This is a genomic window from Stenotrophomonas sp. ZAC14D2_NAIMI4_7 (assembly GCF_003086675.1).
Classification (GTDB): Bacteria; Pseudomonadota; Gammaproteobacteria; order Xanthomonadales; family Xanthomonadaceae; genus Stenotrophomonas.
The window spans coordinates 2567210-2591854 of record NZ_CP025995.1; the positions used below are offsets into that span (position 1 = coordinate 2567210).

Below are 24645 nucleotides of genomic sequence, written 5' to 3' on the forward strand. Positions count from 1 at the left end.
GCACCGCACGGCCCCGTGCCCGGGCATCGGCATGCCCTTCGCCAAACCCAATCAGAGGCGCTCGAATGTCGGTTCGGCACAGTCTGAATAGAAAGGCTTGCAGGCATCGCCAGCACCGTCCTTGCATTCCTTCTGGGCGAGCTCATTGGCCAACTCCATCGTCGCTGCCCTTGCCATACCTGATTGTGCCCCCGGCCCACCAACGTTGGGGATGACCCAGGCAAAACACTGGTTCGTGTACGCCATGACTACCGCGCAGTCTTTGGCACCCTCAACAGCGCACTTCTTGAGCGCGGTGCGCTCGGCAGAACGGCGGGAAGTCTCAGCGCTTGCAGTTCCCACTACTGACGTCGACTTGGAATGGGCAATCGCGCCCCATGCATCGTGCCATCGCCCGGTTGGCCGAGGAGGTGTCGGAATACTGGAACCGCTCTGTCCACCGCCGGCGCCCGGGATCGGAGCACATCCCTGCACGCCTTGCCCCCCGATCGGATAGGAACCCGGCGGACACCCTCCCTCGGCATGAGCAGTTGTGCCGCTGCCCCCAGTACCGATCATCAGCACGGCAACGAGAATCCGACGAATCATAGGCACCCGAGCGTTTGAACCGCAGATGGGACGAGACTAATACTTCTTGAAGAACGGTACAGCGCACGCCGAGTAAATAGACCGGCACTGCGTGCCTCCGGCCTTTCTGCAATTACGCATGGCGGCCTCTGTCGCCTCATCTTCCGTCGCGGCGCTGGCATAGTTGGTGCCGGTCGATGCCAGCTCAGACACCACCGCTGCCGCGCACTGTTGGTGATAAACAAATTCAACCTGGCATCGCCCACCAGCGCGCTTCTCGCAGTCCTCGATCGCCTTGCGCCTCGCAGCGCGCTCGGTGAGTTCACTCTCCGACGCGCCACCCTGCATCCCTTCAACGGCCCCCGCGAGCGCGCCCCAGGTCGTGATCCACTCGCCCGTCGGGCGCGGAGGAGCTGGAGCAGAGACCGAGGAGCCCGCGCCACTGCCTTGAGCACCAGGAATAGGAGCACAGCCTTGAACGCCTTGGCCGCCGATCGGATACATGCCCGGAGGACATCCCCCCTCGGCATGAGCAGTGGAGAGGGCCAAGTAAACAAGCGGCAAAAGTGCGATGCGCAGAAAGCGAACATTCACAGGACCATCACTCCTCCGACGCTTGCTCCCCACGGTTTGACCATTCTGGCACCTGCCCCGCGATTCGCGCGCGAAAAAACCTTGTCAAATCGAATGAGTATGTACTCACTGCGGCAATGTTTGGTGACCTCGCATTGCGCAACCAGCTTACTTCACCGCCTCGGCGTCTACCTGTAGGTCCACAACCTCGGAAGCGCGACTCCTGGCGGAAGCATGGGCAGCTGATGTCACTCGACACTTGGCCACGATCTCTATTCGACCAAAGACACCGGAGCGCCATCCGACGAACAGGAAGCGTACAAGTGGGACTTGCAGGTGCACGCCCGAGGCCTAAGTAGTTACGCGCCAGACAGCGCAAGCACCCTATTTCCAACTGCACTACTGCCACAGGCTCCGTTCGCTTGATCAGTAAGCCAGTGGAGTCTTTGCGAAGCAAAGCTGACCAATTCAGAAGCTAGCATTAGTACTTCTTGAAAAAAGGAACACTACACGCCGAGTAGATACTCCGGCACTGTTTACCGCCAGCCTTCTTGCAATCCTGCAGAGCGACCTCGATTGCTTCGTCCTCAGTTGCAGCGCTGACATAATTCGTCCCACTGGAAGTCAACTCTGGGGAGGAGACAGCGGAGACACACTGATTCTGGTAGACAAAATCAACCTTACAATCGCCCCCCCCGTTCTGCTCGCAGTTCTCTACTGCCTTCCTCCTGGCGGCAGGCTCGGTAAGTTCGTTGGCCACAGCGCCCCCCATCTTTCCCTTGGATGGCCTTGCCAAAGCACCCCAGGTCTTGATCCACTCGCCGAGTGGACGTGGCGGCATAGGCGTTGTTGAGGGGGCACTCACGCCCCCGCCCTGCGCTCCCGGTATCGGCGCACAGCCCTGAACGCCCTGCCCTCCTATGGGATACATACCTGGAGGACACCCCCCCTCGGCATGGGCCAGGAAAGCCGCGAAACAGAATACTGGAATGGTGGCAAAACGCAGGATGCGAATCGACATGTAAAACCTCAACCTCGTTCGTTATTTGCTGCGCCACGTTGGCCGGTGCTCTGAGCTGAGTCCGCGAACCCCCCAAGCTGGGACCCCGAGCCACCACCCTTGTACTGCGTCCCGGTGGCAACCGGCGCTTGAGGAATGAATACACCACCACCACCGCCACCACCATGCGAGCCCGGCGGCTGACCCTGCGGGCCAGGCGATGCCGCACCCGGACTTCCGCCTATCTGCGAATATGCCATGAAGGTACCCAGGGTGCCCTGGAAGAACATCGCAGCCATTGGGGGTGCAGTCAGAATCAGCGTCGTCAGGATCAGGCCCATGCCACCCTGCTGCAGCGCCATGCTGCTCATGCCTTCGGTCAGATTGGTGCTCAGCAGCGCGCCCAGTGCGGCGGCACCCCAGAACGAGGCGGCAACGCGGGCCACCATCTCCATGGCGATGCCTGTCATGGCGGCCAGCACCGCCATCGAGAACATAGTGCCGATGCCATAGAACAACCAGCGTTGGAACAAGGATTTGGTCTGCTCGAACAACAGACACAGAATGAACAGTGGACCGAAGCCGATGAACATGGCCATGGCGACCTGGTACAGCAGCAGCATGGCACCGGCGGTGACCGCAGGACCGCCCGTGCCCAGGCCGATGAACCACATCGCACGCGTCTTCGCGCTGTCCAGGGTGACGTCGCCGGCCACGTCGAGCACGCTCACCGACGTCAGCGCCAACTGCATGTAGCCCAGGTTGCGGTCGATCAGTTCTTCGGCCGTGTCATCCTTGCCGGTCACCACGTAGGTGATCTCGTCCTGGACGTCCTGGGTCAGGAAGGACTGCAGATCCTTGCCGAACATCGCCATGGACGTGGCCACGGTGACGATGAGCGCCGCGCGCGCCATGTTGGTGGCCAACGCCGCCATCGAATCGCGGCTGCGCCCGGTCACGATGCGGAAGCCCTGGATCAGCACCCACAGCGTCATCAGCACCAGCGCGATCGAGCCCACCCAGGTCATCATGCGACCGAGCACGCCTTCGCCGAAGTTCGCGATTTCCTCTCGCAGGTACTCCAGGATCAGCTTGAAGAACACGAAGTCGCCCACTGAGGCGAACAGCGTTCCGTGCAGCAGATCCCCGATCACCATGCCCTGCATCATTCCCTGACTCATCACATCACCCGCCCCGCGTTGGGGCCCTGCTGGAGTGCGTTACGCACGTGGTTCACTTGGAGAGCGCGGTTTTCAGCGCGGCAGCCTTGATAACGGTGCCAAGCGGGTTGCTCTCGCCCTTCAGTGCGCGCTCGGTCAGGTTGCGCTGGCGCCCCTGCAGGGCCGCGATCTGCTGGTCGTAGACCTTGATCTTGGTTTCCCATTCCTTGAACGCCTTGTCCATCGCAAGCTGGCTGGCAGTGTTATTGGAAATATCCTCCTGCAGCGCGCCCTCGTTACGGAACGCGTTGCGGATCTTGCGCAGCGTGCCCAGCATTTCTTCCATGGCCGGCAGCGACTTGGTCACCACGTCCACGGTTTCGTTGTACTTCTTGTTCTCAAGCACCTGGATGTAGGCGCAGATCGAGCGCTGTTGTGCGCCGATGTCGCCACCCGGGCTGACACCCAGCAACGACATCAGGCCTTCCTGACTGACCATCGAGCCACCACCGCACTTCTCGGCGACGTTCCAGCTCTCGGGAATTCGGGTAAGCACCGGCGTGACCGGCATCAGAGGGGAGGCAATGATCTGGTACCAGTTCTGCAACCTGGAAACCCAGTTCTCCACCGTCTTCATGTACTGCCCGGCCGTCTCGCTCCAGCGACCGGCTTCGGTCACGTACTCGCCGGCAGACTTGTATTCCTGCAGGAAGTTCATGATCCAGTTCGCCGGGTCATACACGGTCATGGCCTGCGCCTGCTGCGTACCGGTGCTGAAGCTCATGCCCAGGGTCAACATGGCCGCGAACAGCGGCGCCAAGCGCCGACGACGCGGCGCGCTCTTTCGGGTTTCAATGCCCATGGCAGTTTCCTTTTGCAGTTCGGTGATGGTTTTCATGCCGCCTCCTCCTGGTCCTTGTCAGCTCGCTTGCCCGAGCCCTTTCGATTCTTGTAGAACGCGTCCAGCCACTGGTCCGGTGTCAGTTCGTCCACGGTCACGCGGGCGCGCACCGCCGCGGTCTGCAGCACCCGGTGCATGACTTCGATGTTGTCGGTCGATGCCGAAATGACCGACAGGATGTCGTCCATGCCGCGCAGGTTGAGCTGGCATACGCTGGAGGCGTGGCCCTGCTTGACCAGGAAGCAGCGCGAGCGCTCGTCCAGCGCAGTCACCACCTTGAACTCGGCCTCGGTCAGCTTCAGGCCATCCATGTAGTCGCTCTTGCTGGCGTTCGGGTTCGGCAGCAGGATCAGCGTGGCGGTCTGTTCGATCAGGGCAGCGGAAATGTCGCTCTTAAGCGCGTCTTCCGGGCTCTGCGTGGCGAAGATGCCCAGACCATTCTGCTTACGGATGGTCTTCTGCTTGTTCTTGGCGAACTCCTTCAGGCCACCCTCGCCGTCCAGGATCTTCCAGAATTCGTCCATCACGTAAATCAGCGGACGACCGTCGATCAGCGATTCCAGGCGGTGCAGCAGGTAGTTGATGACCGGCACGCGCACTTCAGGATTGTCGATGATGTCGGTGTAGTCGAAGCCGATGATGTTGGCCTTGCTCAGGTCCACGGTATCAACGGGGTTGTCGAACACCCAGCCCAGCGAGTTGCCCGAGGTCCAGCGGCGCATGCGCGCGTACAGCCCGTCATCGCCCATGTTGGGCAGGCTCTTCTGGAAGTTGGTCATGCTGCGCAGGTGCATGGGCGTGTCCAGCATGCTTTCCACCGCGCGGTAGATGTCTTCTTCTTCGCGGGCACTGTATTCGCGCTTGCCGGCCAGCACCTTGATCAGGTCGGCCAGGAACTGCACGTTGGCTTCGCTGTTTTCGCACTGGAACGGATTGAAGCCGGTCGGCGCGCCGTTCTCCAGGGCCAGGTAGTTGCCGCCACAGGCACGCACGAAGATCTCGGCGCCGCGGTCCTTGTCGAAGAAGAAGATCGTCGGCGACGGCTCGTACTTCTGCACCTGGCTGAGCAGGAAATTGATCAGCGCGGTCTTACCGGTACCGGACTTACCGATCACCATGGTGTTGGCGATGGCCTTTTCACCCAGCGAATTCTCGGAGGGATGGGTGGCGTGGAAGTTGAAGTAGTACGGCTGGCCGTTGGTGGTCTGCAGCGTGGTGACGCAGTCGCCCCAGGGGTTGTTGTGCTGCTTGCCGGTGGCGAAATTGTGCAGCGGCGACAGGCCCAGGAAGTTCAGCGAGCTGACGTTGGCCAGACGCGTGCGATAGCGCCAGTTGCCCGGCAGCTGCGAGTAGAACGAGGAGGTGATGGCCAGGTCTTCCTTGGTCGACACGAAGCCGGCATTGGACAGCTCGGCGCGCGTGGTCGCCACGTTCTGCGAGAGCTTGGCCTGGCTGTCGCCGTAGACCGCCATGATGAAGTGGTATTCACCCAGCACGAAGTTGCCCGAGGACAACTGGTCCATGGCGTAGTCGAGCTCGGCAATCTGGCTGACCGCCTTGTCGCCGGAGGAGATCATCATGCCCTTGGTGCGATCAAGCACCTTCAGTGCGTCCTGGCGGCCCATCGGGCTGAAGGAATGGGTAATGACGTATTCGTAGTCCAGGTACTTCAGACCATTGAGGATGCCCGGGTACGTACCCTCGGCATACTCCTTGATGTTCAGGATGGCGCCGAAGTGATTGGCGCCATTGGGCGTGTTGATGACGTAGTCACCGGTCTTGGCCGAGAACATGTGGCGGCTGATCGGCAGATAGTCCTTCACCGGTGCGGGCAGCACCGGCACCGGTTCGTCCACGCGGTTGATCAGGTAGCCGAACAGCTCCAGCGTCTCGGAGAACACCACACCATTCTTGGCTTCATACATGCCCAGGCGGTACGGTGCGTAATCGCGGATCACCGCTTCGACGTTGCCGGCCAGCTCCAGCAGCTTTTCAACGGCCTGGTCCTGCTCGCCCTGCAGCTTTTCGATGCTGGCCGACTTTTCCACGAAGCGCTTACCGGCCACGACCGGGCGGTAGATCATGGTCAGGAACAGCTCGTTCTGCATGATGCGCTGCGAGGACAGCATGCCCATGTACTGGTCAGCCACGTCCTGGTTGAAGCGCTGCCCGTAGTGGCTCTTGCCCTTCAGCGTACGGCGCCGGCGGATGTCATGCACCCAGAAGGCGACGTTGACGAAGTCCGGCGCACGCAGGGTCTGCAGCAGGCGGTTGAAGGTGTTGTGGCGATGCTCCAGCTCCCACTCTTCGCGACCGACGAAGGGCAGCCCTTCCAGGTACCAGGTCAACAGATAGTCACCGCCCGTGGTCTTGACCACGTTCGGCGCCACATGCGACGACAGGGGAATGAATTCGCTGATGGAGGTATCTGGAGAGAACATGCGACTGCTTCCAAAAGGTAAGCCGGGGAACTACGAGGTGGCCGGGCAGGTGCTTGCACCTGCCCGGCCGTTGCCCGTCAATCCATGCGGGCGGGTTTCTTGCGGTAGTGGTTCGGGCTGAATACCCACATTCCATCGTGGTCCTGCAGGTTGCGCGCCTTGAACTTGAACAGCAGGCGGAGCCCCAGCAGGCGGAAGATCAGCTCGTCGCGCTTGGCCATCTGTCGCATGATGAAAATGGCGACAGGAATGGTGAGCAGGAACCAGAAGTTCGTGTACACGCTCAGCAGCAGCAACCCACCTGCCACCATGAAAAATGGCAGGTAGGGAACGCCCAGGAACATTGCCGGGCGCGTGCAGCCGCGGAACAGCACGTTCTTATGCACTGTAGTACTGCAGCACGTTGTTGATGATGGCGGCCGAGCTGCCCGAGCAGTTGCCGTCGCTGCCTTCACCCAGCAGCATGCGGGCGATCTGGCCGGCAGCGCCGATCAGCACGCCACCGATCAGGATCGGGGCCACATCGGCAATGCGCTTGTGGGCAAAGGCAATCTGGTAGCCGGCGAAGATGACCGCGATGGTGACCACCGCGATCGATGCAATGTTCAGCAGACCGTTGATGTTGTTGAAGAAGCCGCAGACCTTTTCATCGGTGCCGCCGAAGTCGGTGCCGCTGGCGATGGCCTGCGGGGCAAACACCAGGCCGACAAAGGCAACGGCCATCAGCATGGTCTTCAGCGTGCGCTGGGCCTGGGCCAGATCGAGATTGAATCGCTTCATGGATTGATTTCCTTGTTGATGGACTAACACAACTGAATCGGCCAGCCGGGGGTCTGGCCGTACCACGACTTCGTCAGAACACGAAGGCCGCATCCCCTGCGGGAATCTGTTGCACCGGCGCTCCCTGCGCAGGCGCGTTGTAAGCATTTTCTGGCGCGGCGACCGGCTGGTTGCGCTCGCTCCACGGGCGCAGCATGACCGGCTGGCCGTTGCCCGCCGCCACGCCGGGCAGCTGCTGTGGCATGGCCCGGTCGGCGCCAGCCTGCGGCAACTGCTGCGGCAACTGTTGGGGCTGGGCCTGGGGCTGGGCCTGGGGCTGGGCCTGTGGCTGCATCATGCGGTCCACCGAGCCCAGCACCACACGCGACAGCGCCTGGTCGGCCAGGTTCAAGGCACTGCTGCGCGCCATGGCGTCCGCCGAGGGGTAGACCGTATAGGCACGGGCCGGATCGTTGGACGGCACGTACACCGGCGCGTCGGCCTGGGCGACGATGCGCGACTGCACCGGCGACAGCGTCTGCGGGTGGTGCTCGACCTTCACCGTGCGACGCTCACCGCGGCTGACCACATCGATCGGCACTGCGCCATTGCTGGCCACCTGCTGCCCACGGCGCATCGAATCGTAGATCTTCTGCACGTAGCCATGGCGGAAGCCGGTGGTGAAATTACCGGAGTAGTAGCAGCTGAACGACTTGCCCCAGTCCTGCCCGGAACGCTTGTAGCATTCGGCAAGGATGCGCGAGCCCGCCTGCAGGTTGGCGCACTGCTGGAACGCCTTTTCGTAGGAATCCAGGCCGTACTTGGCCAGGTTGTAGCGGTTCACCTGGGCCAGGCCCACCGAGAAGTTGTAACCCTTCTCTTCCAGCATGCGCACCGTGGCCAGCGCTTCATCCAGCGCTTTGGGCTGGCGCACCAGCGCACCGCCCACCACGCCAATGGCGAACGGATTACGCGAAGATTCCACGTTGATCACGTGCTGCATGACGTCCATGGACACGGCCATTTCCGGGCACGCCATCATTTCCAGGCCTGGCAACATCGTTCAGCCCTCCTGCCCCTGGGCGCGCCCAGGATTGAAATCGATGCCGGTGATGTAACGCGAACCGGCATGCGCCTTGATATGCACCACGATGTCGATGGTCATCATCAGCAGGCGCTTGATGACCTCGAACTCCAGGCCGGAGCCTTCGTTGGAGGCCTTCACCATCAGCGCCAGCTGGTCCCAGGTCTGTTCCGGGCTGCCGGCATGGCAGCTGGTGATCGAACCGGGGTGACCGGAGGCGCAGTTACGGATGAAGTAGAACGCTTCGTCGCCTCGCAGCTCGGCCAGGATGATGCGCTCGGGCTTCATGCGCAGGCAGGCTTCCATGCAGCTCTTGGCGGTGACGTTGCTGGTGCTCTGGCCACCCTTGGAGTACAGCAGGTGCACCACGTTGGGCTGAGTCAGGAACAGCTCGCGGGCGTCCTCGATGGTGACCAGGCGCTCGTTGTCCGGAATGTGGTTGACCAGTGCCTTCATGAAGGTGGTCTTGCCGCTACCGGTGGCGCCGGACACCACGATGTTCTTGCGATACATCACCGCACGCCGGAAGAACTCGGCGTATTCGCGCGAATGCCGCAGTTCCAGCAGCTCGCGGTCCTGCTCGCTCAGGCTGCCGTCCTGTTCCAGGATCTGGTTGAAGAACCCGTCTTCGTGATACTGGGTGAGCGACTTGGTGTGCTTGGACGGCAGACGGATGGTGATGGACACCTTGCCGGCGTCGCACGCAGGCGGGATTACGAACTGCGCACGCTGCCCGGTGGGGAAGGTGAGCGAGACCACCGGATCGGCATCGGTGATGCGCTGGCCGGTGTTGCTCTCGTTCACCACTGCGGTGCAGAACTGCCGGGCCCGCTCGAAGGTCAGGCCCGGCACGTCCACGCGCTGCCACCCGGCCCGGGTTTCCAGGTACAGCTCGCCGGGACGGTTGATGCAGATTTCCGTCACGTCGGGCGAGCTCATGTACTCAGCGATGCCCAGCACTTCATACTGATAGCGCAGGAATTCGCTGGAAACAAGGGCGATGGGAGACACTTCGGCGTCCATGATCGTTCTATGAATTACCGGCGCGGGTGGAGCACGTTGGTGAAGTCGACGTCCTTTGCGACGTAGACGTTCACGATGGTGCCCTGGTTGATGGTGACCGTCGGCGGGCGACGACCTTCGCTGAGTGCTTCGTTGGCCAGGCGCTCCATGGTGCGGGCGGTCGCGCTTTCATACGGCGACTGCACGGCGAACCCGTTGCTGGCCACGGTGGTCGACTCCGGACCGTGCTCTGCCGCGGCGTATTTGAACGCATCGGCGATCAGGCTGATCATCAGCGCCGACGCAATGCGGCTGCCCCAGTGCGCGCTGTACTGGCCCGGATGGCCCGCACCGCCCAGCCCATCGATACCCGGGCTGGACATGGCCACGTCGATACCGTTCGGCGTGGTGACGCGATCCCAGATGACTTCCACGCGCTTGCCGTTGGGGCCGCCACCGTAGGAGCCATAGATCTTCGAACCCTTGGGCAGCAACAGGTTGCGGCCGTTGATCGAGTAGACCGGTTCGGTCAGCAGGCACGAAGTGTAGCCGGCAATGTCGGTGATGATGCGGGTTTCCAGCACGCAGCGCAGGTAGGTACCGCGCACCAGCAGGGCATCCGGGCTCTGGATGAAGCTGGCGTTGGACACGTCCTCCACATCCGGGCCACGGCGCACCTTCTGCTGCTGCTGGGCTTGCGGATTGGCGGCCTGCATGGCCGCAATCATCGCCTGGCTGTAGTCGGTGCCCTGCCCTTGCGGCTTGGCGTTGCCATCGCCGGCGCCGAAGCCGCTGCTGCTGCCAATACGGCGGTCCAGCAGCGACGGACCCTGCGGCTCGGGCGACTGGCGCAGGCGCGCACGATCGGCGTCCTGCAGGCTGACCATCGGAATGTCCTGCTGCGGCGGCGGCGGCAGCATCGGGATCGGATCGGCCGGCGCGACGGGCGCCGCTGCGCTCGGCGCAGGCGCAACGGTCGGCAGGTCCGGCGTGGACACCCGGGCCTCCTGTCGGTTGGACGGCGCTGCGTTCTTGTCGTCCTGGCCCTTGCGGAAGAGCAGGAAGCCCATGGCCACCAGCAGCACCACGATGCCGCCGAGGAACATCAGCGCCTTGCGGTTCAGCCGCTGCTCTTCGGCCGAGCGCAGCTGCGGTGCCGCGGCATCCAGATTCGGTGCGGATTCGGACTGCTGCGTGCCGAAGTACGGATTGGCGTTCGACTCGGCCGGCCCTTGGCCCTGGCCGCCGTAGGGCGACTGCCCATCGTCGCGAGCGTTGTTCGGATCGTTGCCGGGGGTGTTCTGCTGGCTCATTTCTTCACGTTCCTTCGCAGGCCAACGACGTATTCGCCGTGGCGGATGACCAGGTACGGGTAGGTGCCGTGGACGATCAGGGTATTGCCCTCGACCGTGGTGTTGACCACGAAGTCCTCGCCGTACTCTTTCTCACGACCGAACACGGCCGGGAAAATGCCGGTCTTGTATTCGGGCGAGTTGGGCAGTTTCAGGTACGTGAAACGGCCATCGTCATAGGCATTGACGGGGATCAGCCACCCCATCTTCTTCGCCTTGCTGGTCGAATAGGAGTAGTTGAAGTTGTACTGGCGATCCTTGGCCAGTTCGCTGCTCAGCAGCGGCTGCGCTTCTTCTTCCACCGCCTGCTGTGCCACGCCGAACACGGTGTCGTTCGGGTAGGAGAAGGCGATCTTGTACTGCACGCCGGCGCGGCGGGCCTGTTCCAGCTGGCGCCAGTCGGTGGCCACCACCTTCAGTTCGAAGATGTAGGAATGGGTTTCGGTGCGCACCATCATGTTGGTGTCCACGTCCACATTCTTCGGCTTGATGTAGAACACGTTCTCGCGACGGGTCAGCTCCCAGCCGTTGCTGAAACCGGTGCTGTAGTCGAGGATCTTCTCGTTTGGGCTCAACTCGATCTGGGTGGTAAGGCCCAGGCCGGTGCGAACCGGATAGATGCGATCCTTTTCATACTCGTAATGGTCCACTGCCTGTGCCATGGCGCCGGTGGAGAACACCAGCGACAGCAACGACAGCAGCGCCAATGCGCTCCCCCTGACTTTTCGACTACTCATCGGTTGCTTGCTCCATCAGCATTTCCGGTGGATTGGTTCTGCGCCGGCCTCATGGCCGGCTGGCCGGGCAGGGTCTGCCCGGGCATGGGTTGGCCCTGCATCGGTTGGCCTTGCTGCATCGGCTGCGCCTGCTGCACGGGCTGGCCGGGCATCGGCTGCCCCGGCATGGGTTGCTGCCCCGGCATGGGCGGGGTGACCTGCACATCGCCCGGCACCGCCAACGGCTGGCCGGTGGCCGGATCGATCATCGTGGCCGCAGCAGGATTGTTCGGGTCGTAGACCCCCTGCTGTGCCTGCAGCGCCTGCTGTTCTGCCTGCTGCTGCAACTGCGCCTCGTCTGGACCCGGTACGCCGCGCGAGTAGTCGTTGTCGCGACGGTACTCGAACACCTGCATGCCCAGCGGGTTGAGGATGCGCTGCTGCTCGTTCAAGGCAAGGTTGCTGTCGTAGCGGAACCGCAGCGTGATGAGCTGGTTGTCCAGGTACGAGGTGGTGGCCTTGTTCTTGTCGTACACGCTGCGCTGGATGCGCACCGAGGCACCGCGGAAGCCACCATTCACCTGTGCTTCCAGCGGGGTGATGCTGAGGATCTTCACCCGGATCGCCCGGTCCTTGCCGTACAGCACGACAGGGCTCTGCGGATTGTTCTGCGAGTAGAAGGCACGGATGGCCGAGCTGGTGCGCGTGTCGGACATCACATGCACCAGGGCCCAGTCGCGCAGGCCCATGACCGCGAAGTCGTAGGATTCGCGCGCCATCACATACTGGGCGACATTGCTGCGGTTGATCGCATCACTGGCGGTGATCGACTGGCCTTCGAAGTTGCCCGTCAGCCGCGCCACCGTGGCCGTACCGGTATAGGCATCGGCCATCACCAGGAACGGCACTTTCTCTTTCAGCGGCAGCATGTAGTAGTAGCCGCCCGCCAGCGCCAGCGACATCAGCAACGAACCGGTGGCCACCCACCAGGCGCGGCGCTCGCTGCGTCGTGCCATGTCGGCCACGGTGATCTCGTAGCTGACCGCCTTGGCGACCGACTGCTCGACCTTCTGGCTGTTGCCTGCATCCTTCTTGCGGAACATGGATTCTTCCGTACTGCTGAAACATCAATGGGCGTGTCGCCCCTGCGGCGGGCGCGGGGTGCGGCACGTTCGATGATTTCGATGGGGCTCAGCTGCCGCTGTTGGCGTCAGCCGCCGGGACCGCCGCCGTGGGCGTCGATCCGGCGTTCTGCACGACAATCTGGTTGCCCACGATGGAGACGGAAACACCTTGTGCCGCGTACGCTGCCGTGAGGTCGATCACGGCCTGCTGTGCGTTGGTGGTGTCGATGTCCGACACCGCGCCATACAGGGTGAAATCCGAGCTGAGGCGATAATCCAGGGTGCGGCCGGAATCCTTGGCCCAACGCTCAAGCATCGCCTTCAGCGTGCCGTCCATCGGCGACGCCTGGTACACGTAGCTGGTATAGAGCGGGATTTCGGTCGGGGCCGTGGCAAACCGGTTCACCGGCTTCCAGCGTCCGCCGAAATCGGGTGCGGGCTTGGTGGCGCAACCGGCCACCATCAACGCCGCGGCTGCGGCGATGGACATTTTCACGATAAACGCCTGATTCATACGGGCTTCACTTTGACGTACGAAAAAGCAGTCCCGATGTTGGTCCCCTGGTCGTCCGGCGCTGCATGGCGCACGCCAGAAACGTCACAGTAAGCGCACTTAACAGGGCACAACTGTCACGGTTCCCCTGCAGCCCGAAAGCTGCCAACCAGGTCGCAGACCACGGCTTTTCCAAGCCGCGCTCATGCGCCCTCACCAACGTCGGAACCATCCCTGTTCCAATGGCTGAAACTCCTGGCCACTCTGAAAGCAAGCTGAATCACGAGGATTCCCAAGCCGTGCATAGAGTCGCACAACCGCACGTCAATTCCATGTCAGACAAGTCTGAATTCCATCAACGTATGGTGTTTTTTTGACGCACCTCACGAATTCACATCCATGAATTCGTGCATGCGTCACATTCAGCACTCGACAACTCAAATATCGAGCACCGGAGCGTCAACTTTCGGAAGTAGACGCGACGTGAAATAGCGATCCTTGTAATAGCGGATCTTGTCGCACTTCACCGGATGCGGGATGCCTTCGTACAGGAATACCTCCTGGTCCGGACCCATCGCCTTCAGCTCCTGCGGCAGCATCAGCGCGCGCCGCTCTTCGCTGTAGCTGTGGGTCTTCTCCCGGGCATGGGTCACGTTCTTCTTGCGGATGGTCGTGTAGCCCAGCATGTCCGAGTAGTCGTTCGCGTCCTGCTGCTCACGCGGCGCGTACAGGATCTGCAGCGCGTGGTTGGTGATGATGGTGCGCGAGGTTTCCCGGCCATAGGTGGCATCGAGCTGCGACATGCTCTGGATGATGGGCAGCAGGCGCACGTTGTAGCCGGCCATGTAGGATACGGCCGAGGCGATGATGTCCACCTTGCCGATCGATGTGAATTCGTCCATCAGCAGCAGGCACTGGTACTTCAGGTCCGGATTGGACTTGGGCAGTTCCTTGGTGTTGAGGTTGATCAGCTGGCTGAAGAACAGGTTGATGATCAGGCGGCTCTCGGCCAGCTTGTTGGGCTGGATGCCGATATAGATGGTCATCTTCTTCTTGCGCACGTCGGTGAGCAGGAAGTCGTTGGTGCTGGTGGCCTTGTCCAGCACCGGATTGATCCAGGCGTTCAGCGGTTCCTTGAAGGTACCCAGGATCGAGGCGAAGGTCTCATCGGCCTGGGACAGCATGTTGGCGAACGCCGAGCGCGCGTTGCTGCTCAGGAACGGCCGCTCGGACAGGCTCTTCAGGAACTTCTTCAGATCGGTGCCGTCACCGGAGGACAGGCGGTAGACCGAACCCAGCGTGGGCGTGCCCATGCCGCCGGGGAAGCCGCTGGCGCGCTCGTCGTCCCAGTTCTCGAACAGGTACAGGGTGAAGGCAATGAAGGCATTGCGGGCCTGGCTGACCCAGAACTTCTGGTCCTCGGCGCCATCGGGGTACAGCATGGCGGCGATGCTCATCAGGTCCGAGACGCGGAAGGCCGGATCGTCGGACACATAGCTGAGCGGGTTCCACCGGTGCGTGCGGCGGTCTTCGGCGAAGGGATTGAACAGGTAGATTTCCTGACCCTGGCTGGCGCGCCAGCCACTGGTCAGGTCGAAGTTTTCCTGCTTGATGTCCAGCACCACCAGCGATTCGCCGTATTCCAGCAGGTTCGGAATGACCACGCCCACGCCCTTGCCCGACCGGGTGGGCGCGGCCAGGATCACGAACTGCTGGCCGTCCAGGCGCACCAGCTTGCCGCCATGGCTGCCTACCACGATGCTCTGCCCGGACTTCTTGAACATGCCGTGCTTGGCCAGGTCGGCACTGGTGGCAAAGCGGGCATCGCCGTGCAGCGAGCGCTTGTCCTTCTTCAGCAGCGCCACCAGTGCGATCACCGCCAGCACCAGCAGCGGCACGCCGAAGCCCAGGTAGCCGGCCCACTTGATCTTGCCCACGAACGGGGCGACCTGCGGCTGGTCCAGGGCATTGAAATACTGGTAGTAGGTGTTCCAGGTGAAGAGCTTGGTATCCAGGCCGAGCAACAGCAGGGTCAGATAACCGGACAGCGCAAACCCGAGCACCAGGGTCGCCAGCGTGGCGATGGCGATGAGCAGATACTTCTTACTGGGCAACACCCGAATCCTCCATGATGCGCCCAAGGGCGCGACGAACTAGCGGCGGCGCCAGCGTGACGCCTTCTTCCGCAGGTGGTTTTCATCCTCCAGCCCGGGCTCGATGCCCTCTTCCCGCAGCAGCCCTTCCAGGTAGTGCCGCGCCTCGGCCAGCGACATCAGATCGGACAGACGTTCCCCGTCATCGGCGATGACCGCATGCCCGATCACATCGCCGGGAGCGTACACCGGCGCGTGGGTCACCGCTACCAATCGGTAGCGCCCACGTAGTTCAAGTTGGTGCGTGTACTCCTGCATCGCTTCACTCCGTGACGGCGTTCACATGTCGTTCCCACGACGGGCCGGTGCGTCGCCCCGATCAGGGCTGGCAACGCGCCGGTGCCACCCCTGACAATACACGCCTGCGCTTTGGAGACCACCATGGATTGGATTGCACGCGCCCGCACACTGGCTGCCGAGGCCCACGCCGGGCAGATCGACAAGGCCGGCGCGCCCTACATCGGACATGTGGCCCGCGTCGCGGCACGGGTACGCGGCGATGACGACGCCGAAGTGGTGGCCTGGCTGCACGACGTGCTGGAGGACTGCCCCGGGTTCGCCGCCCAGGTGCAGGACTTCCCGCCCACGATCCAACACGCCGTGCAACTGCTGAGCCGCAACCACACTGCCGACACCGCTCATTACTACGCAGGCATCGCAGCCAACCCGCTGGCACTGAAAGTGAAGCTGGCCGATATCGCCGACAATGCCGATGAAACCCGGCTGTCGGCCCTTGATGTGGCCACCGCCGAGCGCCTGCGCGGAAAGTACCGCGCCGCACGGGCGCAGCTGGGGCCGACGGCCGTTTAGGCGCGCCACCGGCCGAACACTGATTTTCCTGAACGCCGCTGCCGCCTGCTGCAGTGCAGCAGTACAATGGCCCGTTCCCCTGCCCCATTGCGCCCCCGCATGAGCCCCAATTCCTCCCTGGCCGCACGGCTCACGCCCCGCCAGCGCACCCTGATCATCATCGCCCTGTCGCTGGGTGGCTTTGCCATCGGTACCAGTGAATTCGCCAGCATGGGCCTGATGCTGGAAATCAGCCGCGGCCTGTCCATCAGCGAAACCCAGGTGGGCCACCTGATCAGTGCCTACGCCATCGGCGTGGTGGTCGGCGCCCCGATCCTGGCCTTCGTCGGCGCCAGCTTCCCGCGGCGCAAGCTGCTGCTGGCGCTGATGGGCTTCTACGCCGTGGGCAATCTGGCCAGCGCCCTGGCGCCCAACTACGCCACCATGCTGGTCGCCCGCTTCGTCGCCGGCCTGCCGCACGGCGCCTACTTCGGCGTGGCCATGCTGGTGGCCGCGGCAATCAGCCCGGCCGGCCAGCGCGGCCAAGCGATGTCGCGGGTGCTGTTGGGCCTGTCGATTGCGATCCTGATCGGCAACCCGCTGACCACCTGGCTGGGCCAGCAGGTCAGCTGGCGCACCGCCTTCGCCCTGGTCAGCCTGCTGGCCATCGCCACCGTGGTGATGATCGCCCGCTTCCTGCTGCCCGACCCGGACGAGGTGCGCACCTCGCCGATGCGCGAGCTGCGCGCGTTCAACACCACCCAGGTATGGCTGGCGCTGGCGATTGGTGCGGTCGGCTTTGCCGGCATGTTCTGTGTGTTCACTTATCTGGCCCCCACGCTGGTGCAGGTGACCGGCGTGGCCGAGTCGTGGATGCCGCTGGCGGTAGGCGTGTTCGGCGTCGGCGCGATCATCGGCAACATTGCCGGCGGCTGGCTGGTGGACAAGTTCCACTTCAAGGCCGCCGCAGTGGTGCTGGCCTGGTCGATCGTGATGCTGCTGCTGTACCCGGTTGCAGCGCAGTCGGTGTGGTCCATCGGCCCGATGATCGTGACGGTGGGCACCATGGGCGCACTGGCGGCCGTGCTGCAGACCCGCTTGATGGACGTGGCTGGCGAAGCGCAGACCCTGGCCGCCGCCTCCAACCACGCTGCGTTCAATACAGCCAATGCACTGGGCCCATGGCTGGGCGGCATGGCCATCAGCGCCGGCTTCAGCCCGGCCACCACCGGCTATGTGGGCGCGGCGACTGCCATCGGCGGCCTGCTGCTGTGGTGCGTATCGGTGATGGTGGACCGCCGCCGCAAGGCCGCCTGAGGCCCTGGGCGCAGCCCTTGCCGCCGGCAGGGGCTGCGACCATGCGGGTGGATTTGACCTCGCCACCGCATCGGACTGACGGGGTCATCACAGGTGAAAGTGTGACGATGAATGCACCTTCCCCCTGGCCCCTTCCCTCATGTCGGACACCGGTCATTTCGCCATTCGCGCCTTCGAGGCCGTCTTCAACATGGCCGGGGGGGTCGAGCGCATCACGTCGCTGACGGTGACCTGCAACCACTGCGAGGCCACGACATCGTCCACCGAAGGCAATCTGCTGCACCTGCCGGGCGGCACCCTGTTCCGCTGTGAAGACTGCGGATGCCACCAGGCAGTGAGCAATGCGCGCGTGACCGACTGGCAGCTGCCGCCGGTGCTGGGCGTATGAGCATGGACGCGTCGCTGACCGATGCACGGCGCCGGATCCTGCAGGCCATAGCCGATGCGGAACGCGTGGACAGTGACGCCGCCACCTGGGCGGTCGCGGCAGGGCTTGCCGTGCAGGCGGAAGACGGCGACATCGACCTGACCCCGCGAGGGCGCAACGTGCTGCAGGCACATCCGCCGCGCTGAGGCGGCGACGGAGCGGGCATGCGACGTTTCGTGCAGGCCTTCGTGGACGTGGACAGCTTCCCTGCTGCCCTGCCCGGTAACGTGGCGGCAGCACTGGCAACGGCAGATGCGCGCTACAACATCGGCAAGGACGGCCACGCCTGGGTCTGGGCGGCAGGGGCCACCGATGCGCACACCACCACGGTCGTTGCGGAGATGCAGTGGGGCCTGGTGCCGCGCTGGTCGAAACAACCCTCCACGCCCTACACCACGGTGACCGCCCGGCTGGAACGCGCACCCCGCAGCCGCATCTTTGCCGATGCCTGGAGCAAGCGGCGCTGCATCGTGCCGATGACGGGCTATTTCAAATGGGACCGGCGGCGGAGACCGCCCTGGCCGATGTTCGTGCAGCGGCAGGATGGCCTGGCCTTGCTGGCAGCAGGGCTGTGGGAGCACTGGCAGGACGAGGCCGGCGACATGCGCGACACGTTTTCGATCCTGACCGATGGCAATCCGGCGATCCCGGCCCCGCTGTCTGCTGATGGGCCGGTGTTTGTGGAGCCCGTGGCGGCGGCGGCCTGGCTGAGGGGCGAGCTTGCCACCCCGGCGCAGCTGCGACGGCACGCGCATACCGCCATGCTGGAAGCTGCCCATGTCGGCCTGGGTATCCGCGACCCTCGACGCAATGACTACACGCTGCTGGAGCCGGTGGACCCGGATGCGCTGCGTCCCGACAGCGCGCTGCCCGATTGGGATGGCGATGCACTGGATGACGATGCATGAGCGACGGGCTTGGGGTCAGAGCCCTTTCCGCTGCAAAGGGATCCGACCCCTTGAAAAACACATGGCGTGGATGTGGCTTGCGGCACAGTGCAGCCATGCATCGCCGCCCCGCCCCTGCCCGCCATGATGCCGTCGCCCTGCAGGCAGGGATGCTGGGCAGCGTGCTGGGCGTGGGCCTGTTCAAGGCGCTGGCGCTGTCGGGCGTAGTGTCCGGCTCGCTGATGGGGATGGGACTGTGGCTGCTGGTCTGCATCCTGCTCGGTGCATGGGCATTGGCCGCAGGCCTGGCCTGCCTGGCCCTGAGCCGACGCGTGTTCGTGCTGATGGTCGCACTGTCGGCGGTGTTCGTGCTCTGCATTGCCTGATCCGCAGGCGCTAAAAAAAAATCCGAACCGCGGCGCTAAAGCTTCAGCCTGCGCCGCCGCTATCGTTGTACTGCCTGCCGGGACTCTCTCCTGTGCAGACACGCCCGGCAGTCGGGCTTACGACGACTACCGGACTTCACAAATTGAACACATTGCGCCGCTTCAAGGTAGGCACCCGCCTTACCGCTGGTTTTTCCATCCTGTTGTTGATGATCGCCACCATTCTCGCGATCGCCCTGCACAGCAACTACAAACAGCGGCAACAGTTCGACAACGCCGTGAACGTACGCGTGACCCGCATGGGCGAGCTGTACGACATGCTGATCATCAACAAGGAATTGTTGCTGCTGCGCCGCGATATGCTGCTGCGCCGCGGCCAGGCACTGGAGCGTGACCTGGCCACCGTGCAGGCGCAGACCGCGCGCTACGATCAGATCTGGCAGCACTTCACCGCACGGCCGGCCACCAGCCCGCTGGCACAGACCATGCGTGACAAGGTGGCCGCGCACCAGCAGGCCACACAGGCCGCACTGGCCGAGCTGGATGGGCGCATGCGTGCCGGCGATTTCGAGGCCGCCGACGCCCTGCTGCTGGACAAGGTGGCGCCGGCCGCGGCGCAATGGAACACGGCATTGAGCGAGTTCGCCGATCTGCAGCAGAAGCTTGTAGCCGAAGCAGCAGCGGAGATGCAGTCGCTGGCGGCGCGCACCACCGGCCTGCTGACCCTTTTCGGCGTCGCCAGCCTGGCGCTGGGCATCCTGGCCGCGTGGCTGATCTCGCGCAGCCTGACCGTGCCGCTGGCACGCGTGCAGGCCTCGATCAATGCGGTGACCCGTGGCGACCTGAGCGTGCGCGCCCAGGATGACAGCCAGGACGAGGTGGGCCAGATGCTGCGTGCCACCGATGGCATGGTGCAGCTGCTGCAGCGCTTTTCCCAGCAGACCCGGCAGATGATCGACAAACATGCCGCCGAGGACATCACCCACCGCATGCCGACCGACTTCCCGGGCGTGTATGGCGAGCTGGCCGAGGGCATGAACACCATGGTGTTCGAGCATCTGGACGCGATCGTCGATGCGATCGAGGTGCTGAACGAGTATGCCCAGGGCGATCTGCGCCGCGACGCCCGGCGCCTGCCCGGCAGCCGCGCGATGCTGCATGAATCGATGGATGCGGCCAAGGCCAGCCTGCACGCGATCAACCAGGACATCCAGCGCCTGGCCCGCGCGGCAGCGGCCGGCGACTTCAGCGCGCGCGGCGATGCCGGTGCTTATCGCCACGACTTCCAGCGCATGATCGTGGATCTGAACCAGTTGATGGAAACCGCCGATGGCAGCCTGAAGGCCTTGTCGGTGGTGCTGGGCGCGATGGCCGAGGGTGACCTGAGCCGACGCCTGCAGGGCAACTACCAGGGTGTGTTCGCGGCCATGCAGCGCGACACCAACCGCACCGCTGAAAACCTGTCGGGCATCGTGCAACGCATCCAGACGGCGGCAGCGTCCATTGCCAGCGGGTCGGACGAAATCGCCGCCGGCAATGCCGATCTTTCGCGCCGCACCGAGAGCCAGGCGGCCAACCTGGAGGAAACCGCCGCGTCGATGGAAGAACTGACTTCGACCGTGCGCCAGAACGCCGAGCATGCCCAGCATGCCAACGCCGCCTCGCGCAGCGCCGGCGACGCCGTGCAGCGCACCGCCCGCGCGGTGCAGGATGTGGTGGAGGTGATGCAGCAGATCGACGCCTCGTCCCAGCGGATCGGCGAGATGGTGGGCCTGATCGATGGCATCGCCTTCCAGACCAACATCCTGGCCCTGAATGCCGCCGTGGAAGCGGCACGCGCCGGGGAACAGGGGCGCGGCTTCGCCGTGGTGGCCAGCGAGGTGCGTACCCTGGCCCAGCGCGCGGCAGCGTCGGCCAAGGACATCAAGGCGCTGATCGAAACCTCCGGCGAGAACGTGCAGGCCGGCATCGGCATCGCCCGCCAATCGGAACAGGCCATCGAGCAGCTGCGCGCCGCCGCCGCCCAGACCGATACGCTGATCCAGCAGATCGCCCAGGCCAGCAGCGAACAGGCGTCCGGCATCGAGCAGGTGAACCAGACCATCGCGCAGATGGACGAGGCCACCCAGCAGAATGCCGCACTGGTGGAAGAAGCCAGTGCATCGGCGCGTGCCATGGCCGAGCAGGCCAGCGCGCTGGACCAGGCCGCAGCGACGTTCAAGATCGCCGCCGCCGGCGCTCCACGCGCGACGTTGCAGCGCGCAGCGTAAGCGCACGCCCTGCCCTGCCCAGCTGAAGGATTCAGTGGGCAGGATCGCAGGGCCGCGCCGTGCAAGCCGACGCCACACCGCCTTCGCGCCGCCTGCGGCATGCTGGGGGTGTATCGCGCCCCCACTGCCGTAACGATTTCCCGTACATGCCCGCCAGCCGTGATGAAGAACGAATGTCCACCCTCGCCGGCCTCAATGCGCTGGGCGAGATCAGTGGCGCCTCGCTGGACAGCCTGACCGAGCTGGCCACGCACACCTTCAACGTGCCGGTGGCGTTTGTTTCGCTGCTGCAGATCGACCGCCAGCGGCTGGTCTCTCGCCGTGGCCTTGCGGTGTCGCAGACCCATATCCGCGATTCCATATGCGCCAGCACGATTGGTTCAGCCGAAACGCTGGTGATCGACGATCTGCTGCAGCACCCGCATCATGCCAGCAATCCGCTGGTGGCCGGCGAGCCGCACCTGCGCTTCTACGCCGGGGCGCCCCTGGTGGCACGCAACGGCGTGGCCATCGGCGCGTTCTGTGTGATGGACGATGCGCCGCGCACGCTGTCCGAGGCCGAGCGGCGGCAGCTGGAAACGCTGGCGCGGGCAGCCATGAACGAGCTGGAGCTGCGCGCGATGAGCGGGCGCAGCGACCCGGTGAGCGGACTGCCTGATCGCCAGCAGTTCATGCTGGACCACGATGCGCTGGCCGAACGCGAGCCGGGAACCTTCATGCATGCGGTGCTGGTGGATGTGTTTGATACCGCCGTTTCCACCGAGGCGGGACAGGTGCTGGGCATGGCGCCGCTGGAAACGCTGATACGGCGCACCGGCGTGCGCCTGAAGGTGGCACTGGACGGGCTGGCCCAGGTCTACCACGTGGGCGTGGCCCGCTTTGCCTTCGTGCTGGAACTGCAGCAGGCCAGCGCGGTGGAAGCCCTGCTGGCCGAACTGCAGGCGCGGGTGACCCGGCCGATGATGGCCGCCGAAGTGCCGATGTCACCGGGCTTCCACGCCGGTGTGTGCGAGCTGACCCTGGGCCAGCACAGCGCCGGGGAAGTGATCCGCCGCCTGCTGGTGGGGCTGAGCGCGGCGGTGTCCGCCCGCGCCCCTTTCCGCTGGTACTCGCAGGGCCACGATGCCAGTACCCGCCGCGGCTACCGGCTGGCCACCGACGGGCGCACGGCGCTGCAGCAGGATGAGTTCCATCTGGTCTACCAGCCCCGCTTCCGCGCCCGTGACCTGCAGCCCGTTGCGGCCGAAGTGCTGATCCGCTGGAACCACCCGCAACTGGGTCCGGTCAGCCCGGCCGAGTTCATTCCGGTGTTCGAACGCACCGCATTGATGCACGGAATCACCGACTGGGTGGTGGACCGCGCACTGGACCAGCTTGCACGCTGGCACGCCGATGGCCTGCCGCTGAACCTGTCGATCAACTACTCGGCCCGCGACATGGCCCGCGAAGGCGCGGCCGAGCGCTTGATCGCCGGGATCGACCGGCGCGGCCTGGCCTGCACGCAGGTCGAGGTGGAGATCACAGAAAGCCAATGGCTGCGTGCCGATTCGCAGCAGGGCGTACAACTGAAGCGGATGGCCGATGCGGGCATCCGCGTGGCGGTGGACGACTTCGGCAGCGGCTACAGCAACTTTGGTTACCTGACCGAACTGCCGATCAGCACACTGAAGCTGGACAAGTCGCTGATCGATCGCCTGTGCCTGGACAACCGGTCCAGCGTGAAGGTGGAAGCCATCATCGGCCTGGCCCACCGCCTGGGCTACAGCGTGGTGGCCGAAGGCGCCGAGAGTGCCGACCAGGTCAGCCGCCTGCGCGCACTGGGCTGCGATGAGATCCAGGGATTTGCCCTGGCCCGGCCGATGGATCCGGATCAGCTGTTCACCAGCCACAGCCGCCGCCTGCAGGGTGCCTCCCTGGCCGAGTGATCCGCTTGCACGCGCTGCCGGTGGCTATACTGCCCAGGCCCAGACGCGATTGCCGGACCGCCTGCGATGCCCACACGAATCGACTTCCGTCCCTCCCTTGATCTCGCCTGCCAGTTGACCGGCATGCGCGTGGCGCTGGTAGGCGAAGTGACCGACAGCCGCTGGCGGGCCGTGCAGAGCGTTGACCGCGCCGGCCTGGGCATCAGCAATGGCATGGTGCTGGACATCAACAAGACCTTCTGCAAGGACGTGAAGGCCCAGCAATGCCCGGTGTGGTTTGCCGACGCGCACACCCACCCCGGTTTCCAGCACAGCCCGGTACCGGGTCTGTACGGATTCCGCAGCTATATCTCCGTGCCGATCACCCTGGCCGACGCCAGCATCTTCGGTACGCTCTGCACGCTCGATCCGCTGCCCCGGCCGGTGGACGAAAGCCATGTGGCGGCGCTGACGATGCTGGCGCGGCTGGTGGCCGCGCAGATTGATGCGGTGCACGGCCACGATGCCGATGCGGAGCTGATCGATGGCCTGAAGCGTGATGGGACCAGCCGCGACGTGCAGTTGGCCGAATCCGAGCACAACAACGCCGAGCTGCTGCGGGTGGGCAAGGAGCGCGAGGAGTTCATCGCGGTGCTGGCCCACGATCTGCGCAATCCGGTGCAGGCCATTCGCGCTGGCGCCGACCTGCTTTCGCTCGGGACGCTGAGCATGGCGCAGCAGAAGGTGCTGGAGCACATCAACGACAGTACCGATCGCATCGCCGAGCTGATCGATGTGACCCTGGACTTCGCCCGGGGCCGCCTGGGCACCGGCATTGCCCTGAGGCTGGAAGACTGGTCCGATCTTTCCGGGGTGCTGGCCGTGGCCTGCCGCGAAGCGATGCGCGCCTATCCGCAGCGCCGTTGCGAGCTGGATCTGCAGTTGCCGCCGGTATTCCGCTGCGACGGTGCGCGCCTGTGCCAGTTGCTGGCCAACCTGGTCATCAACGCCGCCGTGCATGGCAGCCCGGGAGAACCGATACGGGTGACAGGCCGCAGCGACGGCGAAGGCCTGCGGATCGAGGTAGCCAACGCCGGGGTGATCCCGCAGGCGCACCTGGCGGCGCTGTTCGAGCCGTTCTCTCGCCCGCAGGAAAAGCGCCTGGATTCCGGCCTGGGCCTGGGGCTGTATATCGCCTCGCAGATCGCCAAGGCCCATGGCGGCACGCTATCGGTAGCCAGCGCCATCGATTCGGGCACGGTACTGACCCTGCGTCTTTGAAAGAAAACGGCATTGCCCGAACGGGGGATGCGTGTCGAAGTGTTGCAAATGCTAATATT

Annotated in this window: 24 protein-coding genes; 9 read left to right on the forward strand and 15 right to left on the reverse strand. The window is 64.2% G+C overall.

What is annotated here, in order from left to right:
* Positions 1-51: 51 nt before the first annotated feature.
* The 15 genes from C1922_RS11825 to C1922_RS11900 all read right to left on the reverse strand — a co-directional run bounded on the left by C1922_RS11825 (position 52) and on the right by C1922_RS11900 (position 15583).
* Complete coding sequence (locus C1922_RS11825) at positions 52-588, reverse strand: DUF4189 domain-containing protein (protein ID WP_325051572.1); 537 nt, start codon at positions 586-588, stop codon at positions 52-54.
* A 36-nt stretch (positions 589-624) separates the two neighbouring features.
* Positions 625-1071 carry a DUF4189 domain-containing protein gene (locus C1922_RS20755; RefSeq protein ID WP_108749934.1) on the reverse strand — a complete coding sequence of 149 codons (447 nt, stop codon included), beginning with the start codon at positions 1069-1071 and terminating at the stop codon, positions 625-627.
* Between the two features lie 1098 nt (positions 1072-2169).
* A complete protein-coding gene (locus C1922_RS11840; protein ID WP_234413304.1) occupies positions 2170-3309 on the reverse strand; it encodes a type IV secretion system protein in 1140 nt (379 codons plus the stop codon).
* Positions 3310-3373: 64 nt separating this feature from the next.
* Positions 3374-4198 carry a hypothetical protein gene (locus tag C1922_RS11845; RefSeq protein WP_234413305.1) on the reverse strand — a complete coding sequence of 275 codons (825 nt, stop codon included), beginning with the start codon at positions 4196-4198 and terminating at the stop codon, positions 3374-3376.
* A complete protein-coding gene (locus tag C1922_RS11850) occupies positions 4195-6642 on the reverse strand; it encodes a VirB4 family type IV secretion/conjugal transfer ATPase (RefSeq protein WP_108749936.1) in 2448 nt (815 codons plus the stop codon). The genes C1922_RS11845 and C1922_RS11850 overlap by 4 nt, the downstream gene beginning before the upstream one ends.
* A gap of 77 nt (positions 6643-6719) precedes the next feature.
* Positions 6720-7028, reverse strand: coding sequence for a VirB3 family type IV secretion system protein (locus tag C1922_RS11855; RefSeq protein ID WP_108749937.1), 309 nt, complete (start codon positions 7026-7028; stop codon positions 6720-6722).
* The gene (locus C1922_RS11860; protein WP_108749938.1) at positions 7021-7422 is read right to left on the reverse strand and encodes a TrbC/VirB2 family protein; all 402 of its coding nucleotides are present in this window, start codon (positions 7420-7422) and stop codon (positions 7021-7023) included. The genes C1922_RS11855 and C1922_RS11860 overlap by 8 nt, the downstream gene beginning before the upstream one ends.
* A 73-nt stretch (positions 7423-7495) precedes the next feature.
* The gene (locus C1922_RS11865; RefSeq protein ID WP_108749939.1) at positions 7496-8461 is read right to left on the reverse strand and encodes a lytic transglycosylase domain-containing protein; all 966 of its coding nucleotides are present in this window, start codon (positions 8459-8461) and stop codon (positions 7496-7498) included.
* Between the two features lie 3 nt (positions 8462-8464).
* Complete coding sequence (gene virB11 / locus C1922_RS11870) at positions 8465-9508, reverse strand: P-type DNA transfer ATPase VirB11 (RefSeq protein ID WP_108749940.1); 1044 nt, start codon at positions 9506-9508, stop codon at positions 8465-8467.
* Between the two features lie 14 nt (positions 9509-9522).
* Complete coding sequence (locus C1922_RS11875; RefSeq protein ID WP_108749941.1) at positions 9523-10800, reverse strand: TrbI/VirB10 family protein; 1278 nt, start codon at positions 10798-10800, stop codon at positions 9523-9525.
* Positions 10797-11576 (reverse strand): TrbG/VirB9 family P-type conjugative transfer protein, encoded by a 780-nt coding sequence (locus C1922_RS11880; protein ID WP_108749942.1) that lies wholly within the window; start codon positions 11574-11576, stop codon positions 10797-10799. The genes C1922_RS11875 and C1922_RS11880 overlap by 4 nt, the downstream gene beginning before the upstream one ends.
* A complete protein-coding gene (locus C1922_RS11885) occupies positions 11573-12658 on the reverse strand; it encodes a type IV secretion system protein (RefSeq protein WP_108749943.1) in 1086 nt (361 codons plus the stop codon). Before C1922_RS11885 ends, C1922_RS11880 begins: the two co-directional genes overlap by 4 nt.
* 88 nt (positions 12659-12746) lie before the next feature.
* Positions 12747-13193 carry a hypothetical protein gene (locus tag C1922_RS11890; RefSeq protein ID WP_108749944.1) on the reverse strand — a complete coding sequence of 149 codons (447 nt, stop codon included), beginning with the start codon at positions 13191-13193 and terminating at the stop codon, positions 12747-12749.
* Between the two features lie 416 nt (positions 13194-13609).
* On the reverse strand, positions 13610-15289 hold the full coding sequence (locus tag C1922_RS11895; protein ID WP_108749945.1) for a type IV secretory system conjugative DNA transfer family protein: 1680 nt from the start codon (positions 15287-15289) through the stop codon (positions 13610-13612).
* Between the two features lie 36 nt (positions 15290-15325).
* Complete coding sequence (locus tag C1922_RS11900) at positions 15326-15583, reverse strand: hypothetical protein (protein ID WP_108749946.1); 258 nt, start codon at positions 15581-15583, stop codon at positions 15326-15328.
* Positions 15584-15706: 123 nt separating this feature from the next.
* Between C1922_RS11900 and C1922_RS11905 the strand changes: the two genes are divergently transcribed.
* The 9 genes from C1922_RS11905 to C1922_RS11945 all read left to right on the forward strand — a co-directional run bounded on the left by C1922_RS11905 (position 15707) and on the right by C1922_RS11945 (position 24586).
* A complete protein-coding gene (locus C1922_RS11905; RefSeq protein ID WP_108751579.1) occupies positions 15707-16135 on the forward strand; it encodes an HD domain-containing protein in 429 nt (142 codons plus the stop codon).
* Between the two features lie 99 nt (positions 16136-16234).
* Positions 16235-17431 (forward strand): MFS transporter, encoded by a 1197-nt coding sequence (locus C1922_RS11910; RefSeq protein WP_108749947.1) that lies wholly within the window; start codon positions 16235-16237, stop codon positions 17429-17431.
* 139 nt (positions 17432-17570) lie between these two features.
* Positions 17571-17819: a hypothetical protein gene (locus C1922_RS11915; RefSeq protein WP_108749948.1), complete on the forward strand. Its 249-nt coding sequence runs from the start codon at positions 17571-17573 to the stop codon at positions 17817-17819.
* Positions 17816-18004: a hypothetical protein gene (locus tag C1922_RS11920; protein WP_108749949.1), complete on the forward strand. Its 189-nt coding sequence runs from the start codon at positions 17816-17818 to the stop codon at positions 18002-18004. The genes C1922_RS11915 and C1922_RS11920 overlap by 4 nt, the downstream gene beginning before the upstream one ends.
* An 18-nt stretch (positions 18005-18022) precedes the next feature.
* Entirely contained in the window at positions 18023-18766 is a 744-nt protein-coding gene (locus C1922_RS11925) for an SOS response-associated peptidase family protein (protein WP_108749950.1), read from the forward strand.
* Between the two features lie 95 nt (positions 18767-18861).
* Complete coding sequence (locus C1922_RS11930; protein ID WP_108749951.1) at positions 18862-19131, forward strand: hypothetical protein; 270 nt, start codon at positions 18862-18864, stop codon at positions 19129-19131.
* 143 nt (positions 19132-19274) lie between these two features.
* Positions 19275-21401 carry a methyl-accepting chemotaxis protein gene (locus C1922_RS11935; RefSeq protein ID WP_325051573.1) on the forward strand — a complete coding sequence of 709 codons (2127 nt, stop codon included), beginning with the start codon at positions 19275-19277 and terminating at the stop codon, positions 21399-21401.
* A 173-nt stretch (positions 21402-21574) separates the two neighbouring features.
* On the forward strand, positions 21575-23326 hold the full coding sequence (locus C1922_RS11940) for an EAL domain-containing protein (protein WP_108749952.1): 1752 nt from the start codon (positions 21575-21577) through the stop codon (positions 23324-23326).
* Between the two features lie 66 nt (positions 23327-23392).
* Positions 23393-24586: a GAF domain-containing sensor histidine kinase gene (locus C1922_RS11945; RefSeq protein WP_108749953.1), complete on the forward strand. Its 1194-nt coding sequence runs from the start codon at positions 23393-23395 to the stop codon at positions 24584-24586.
* The last annotated feature ends 59 nt before the right edge of the window (positions 24587-24645 follow it).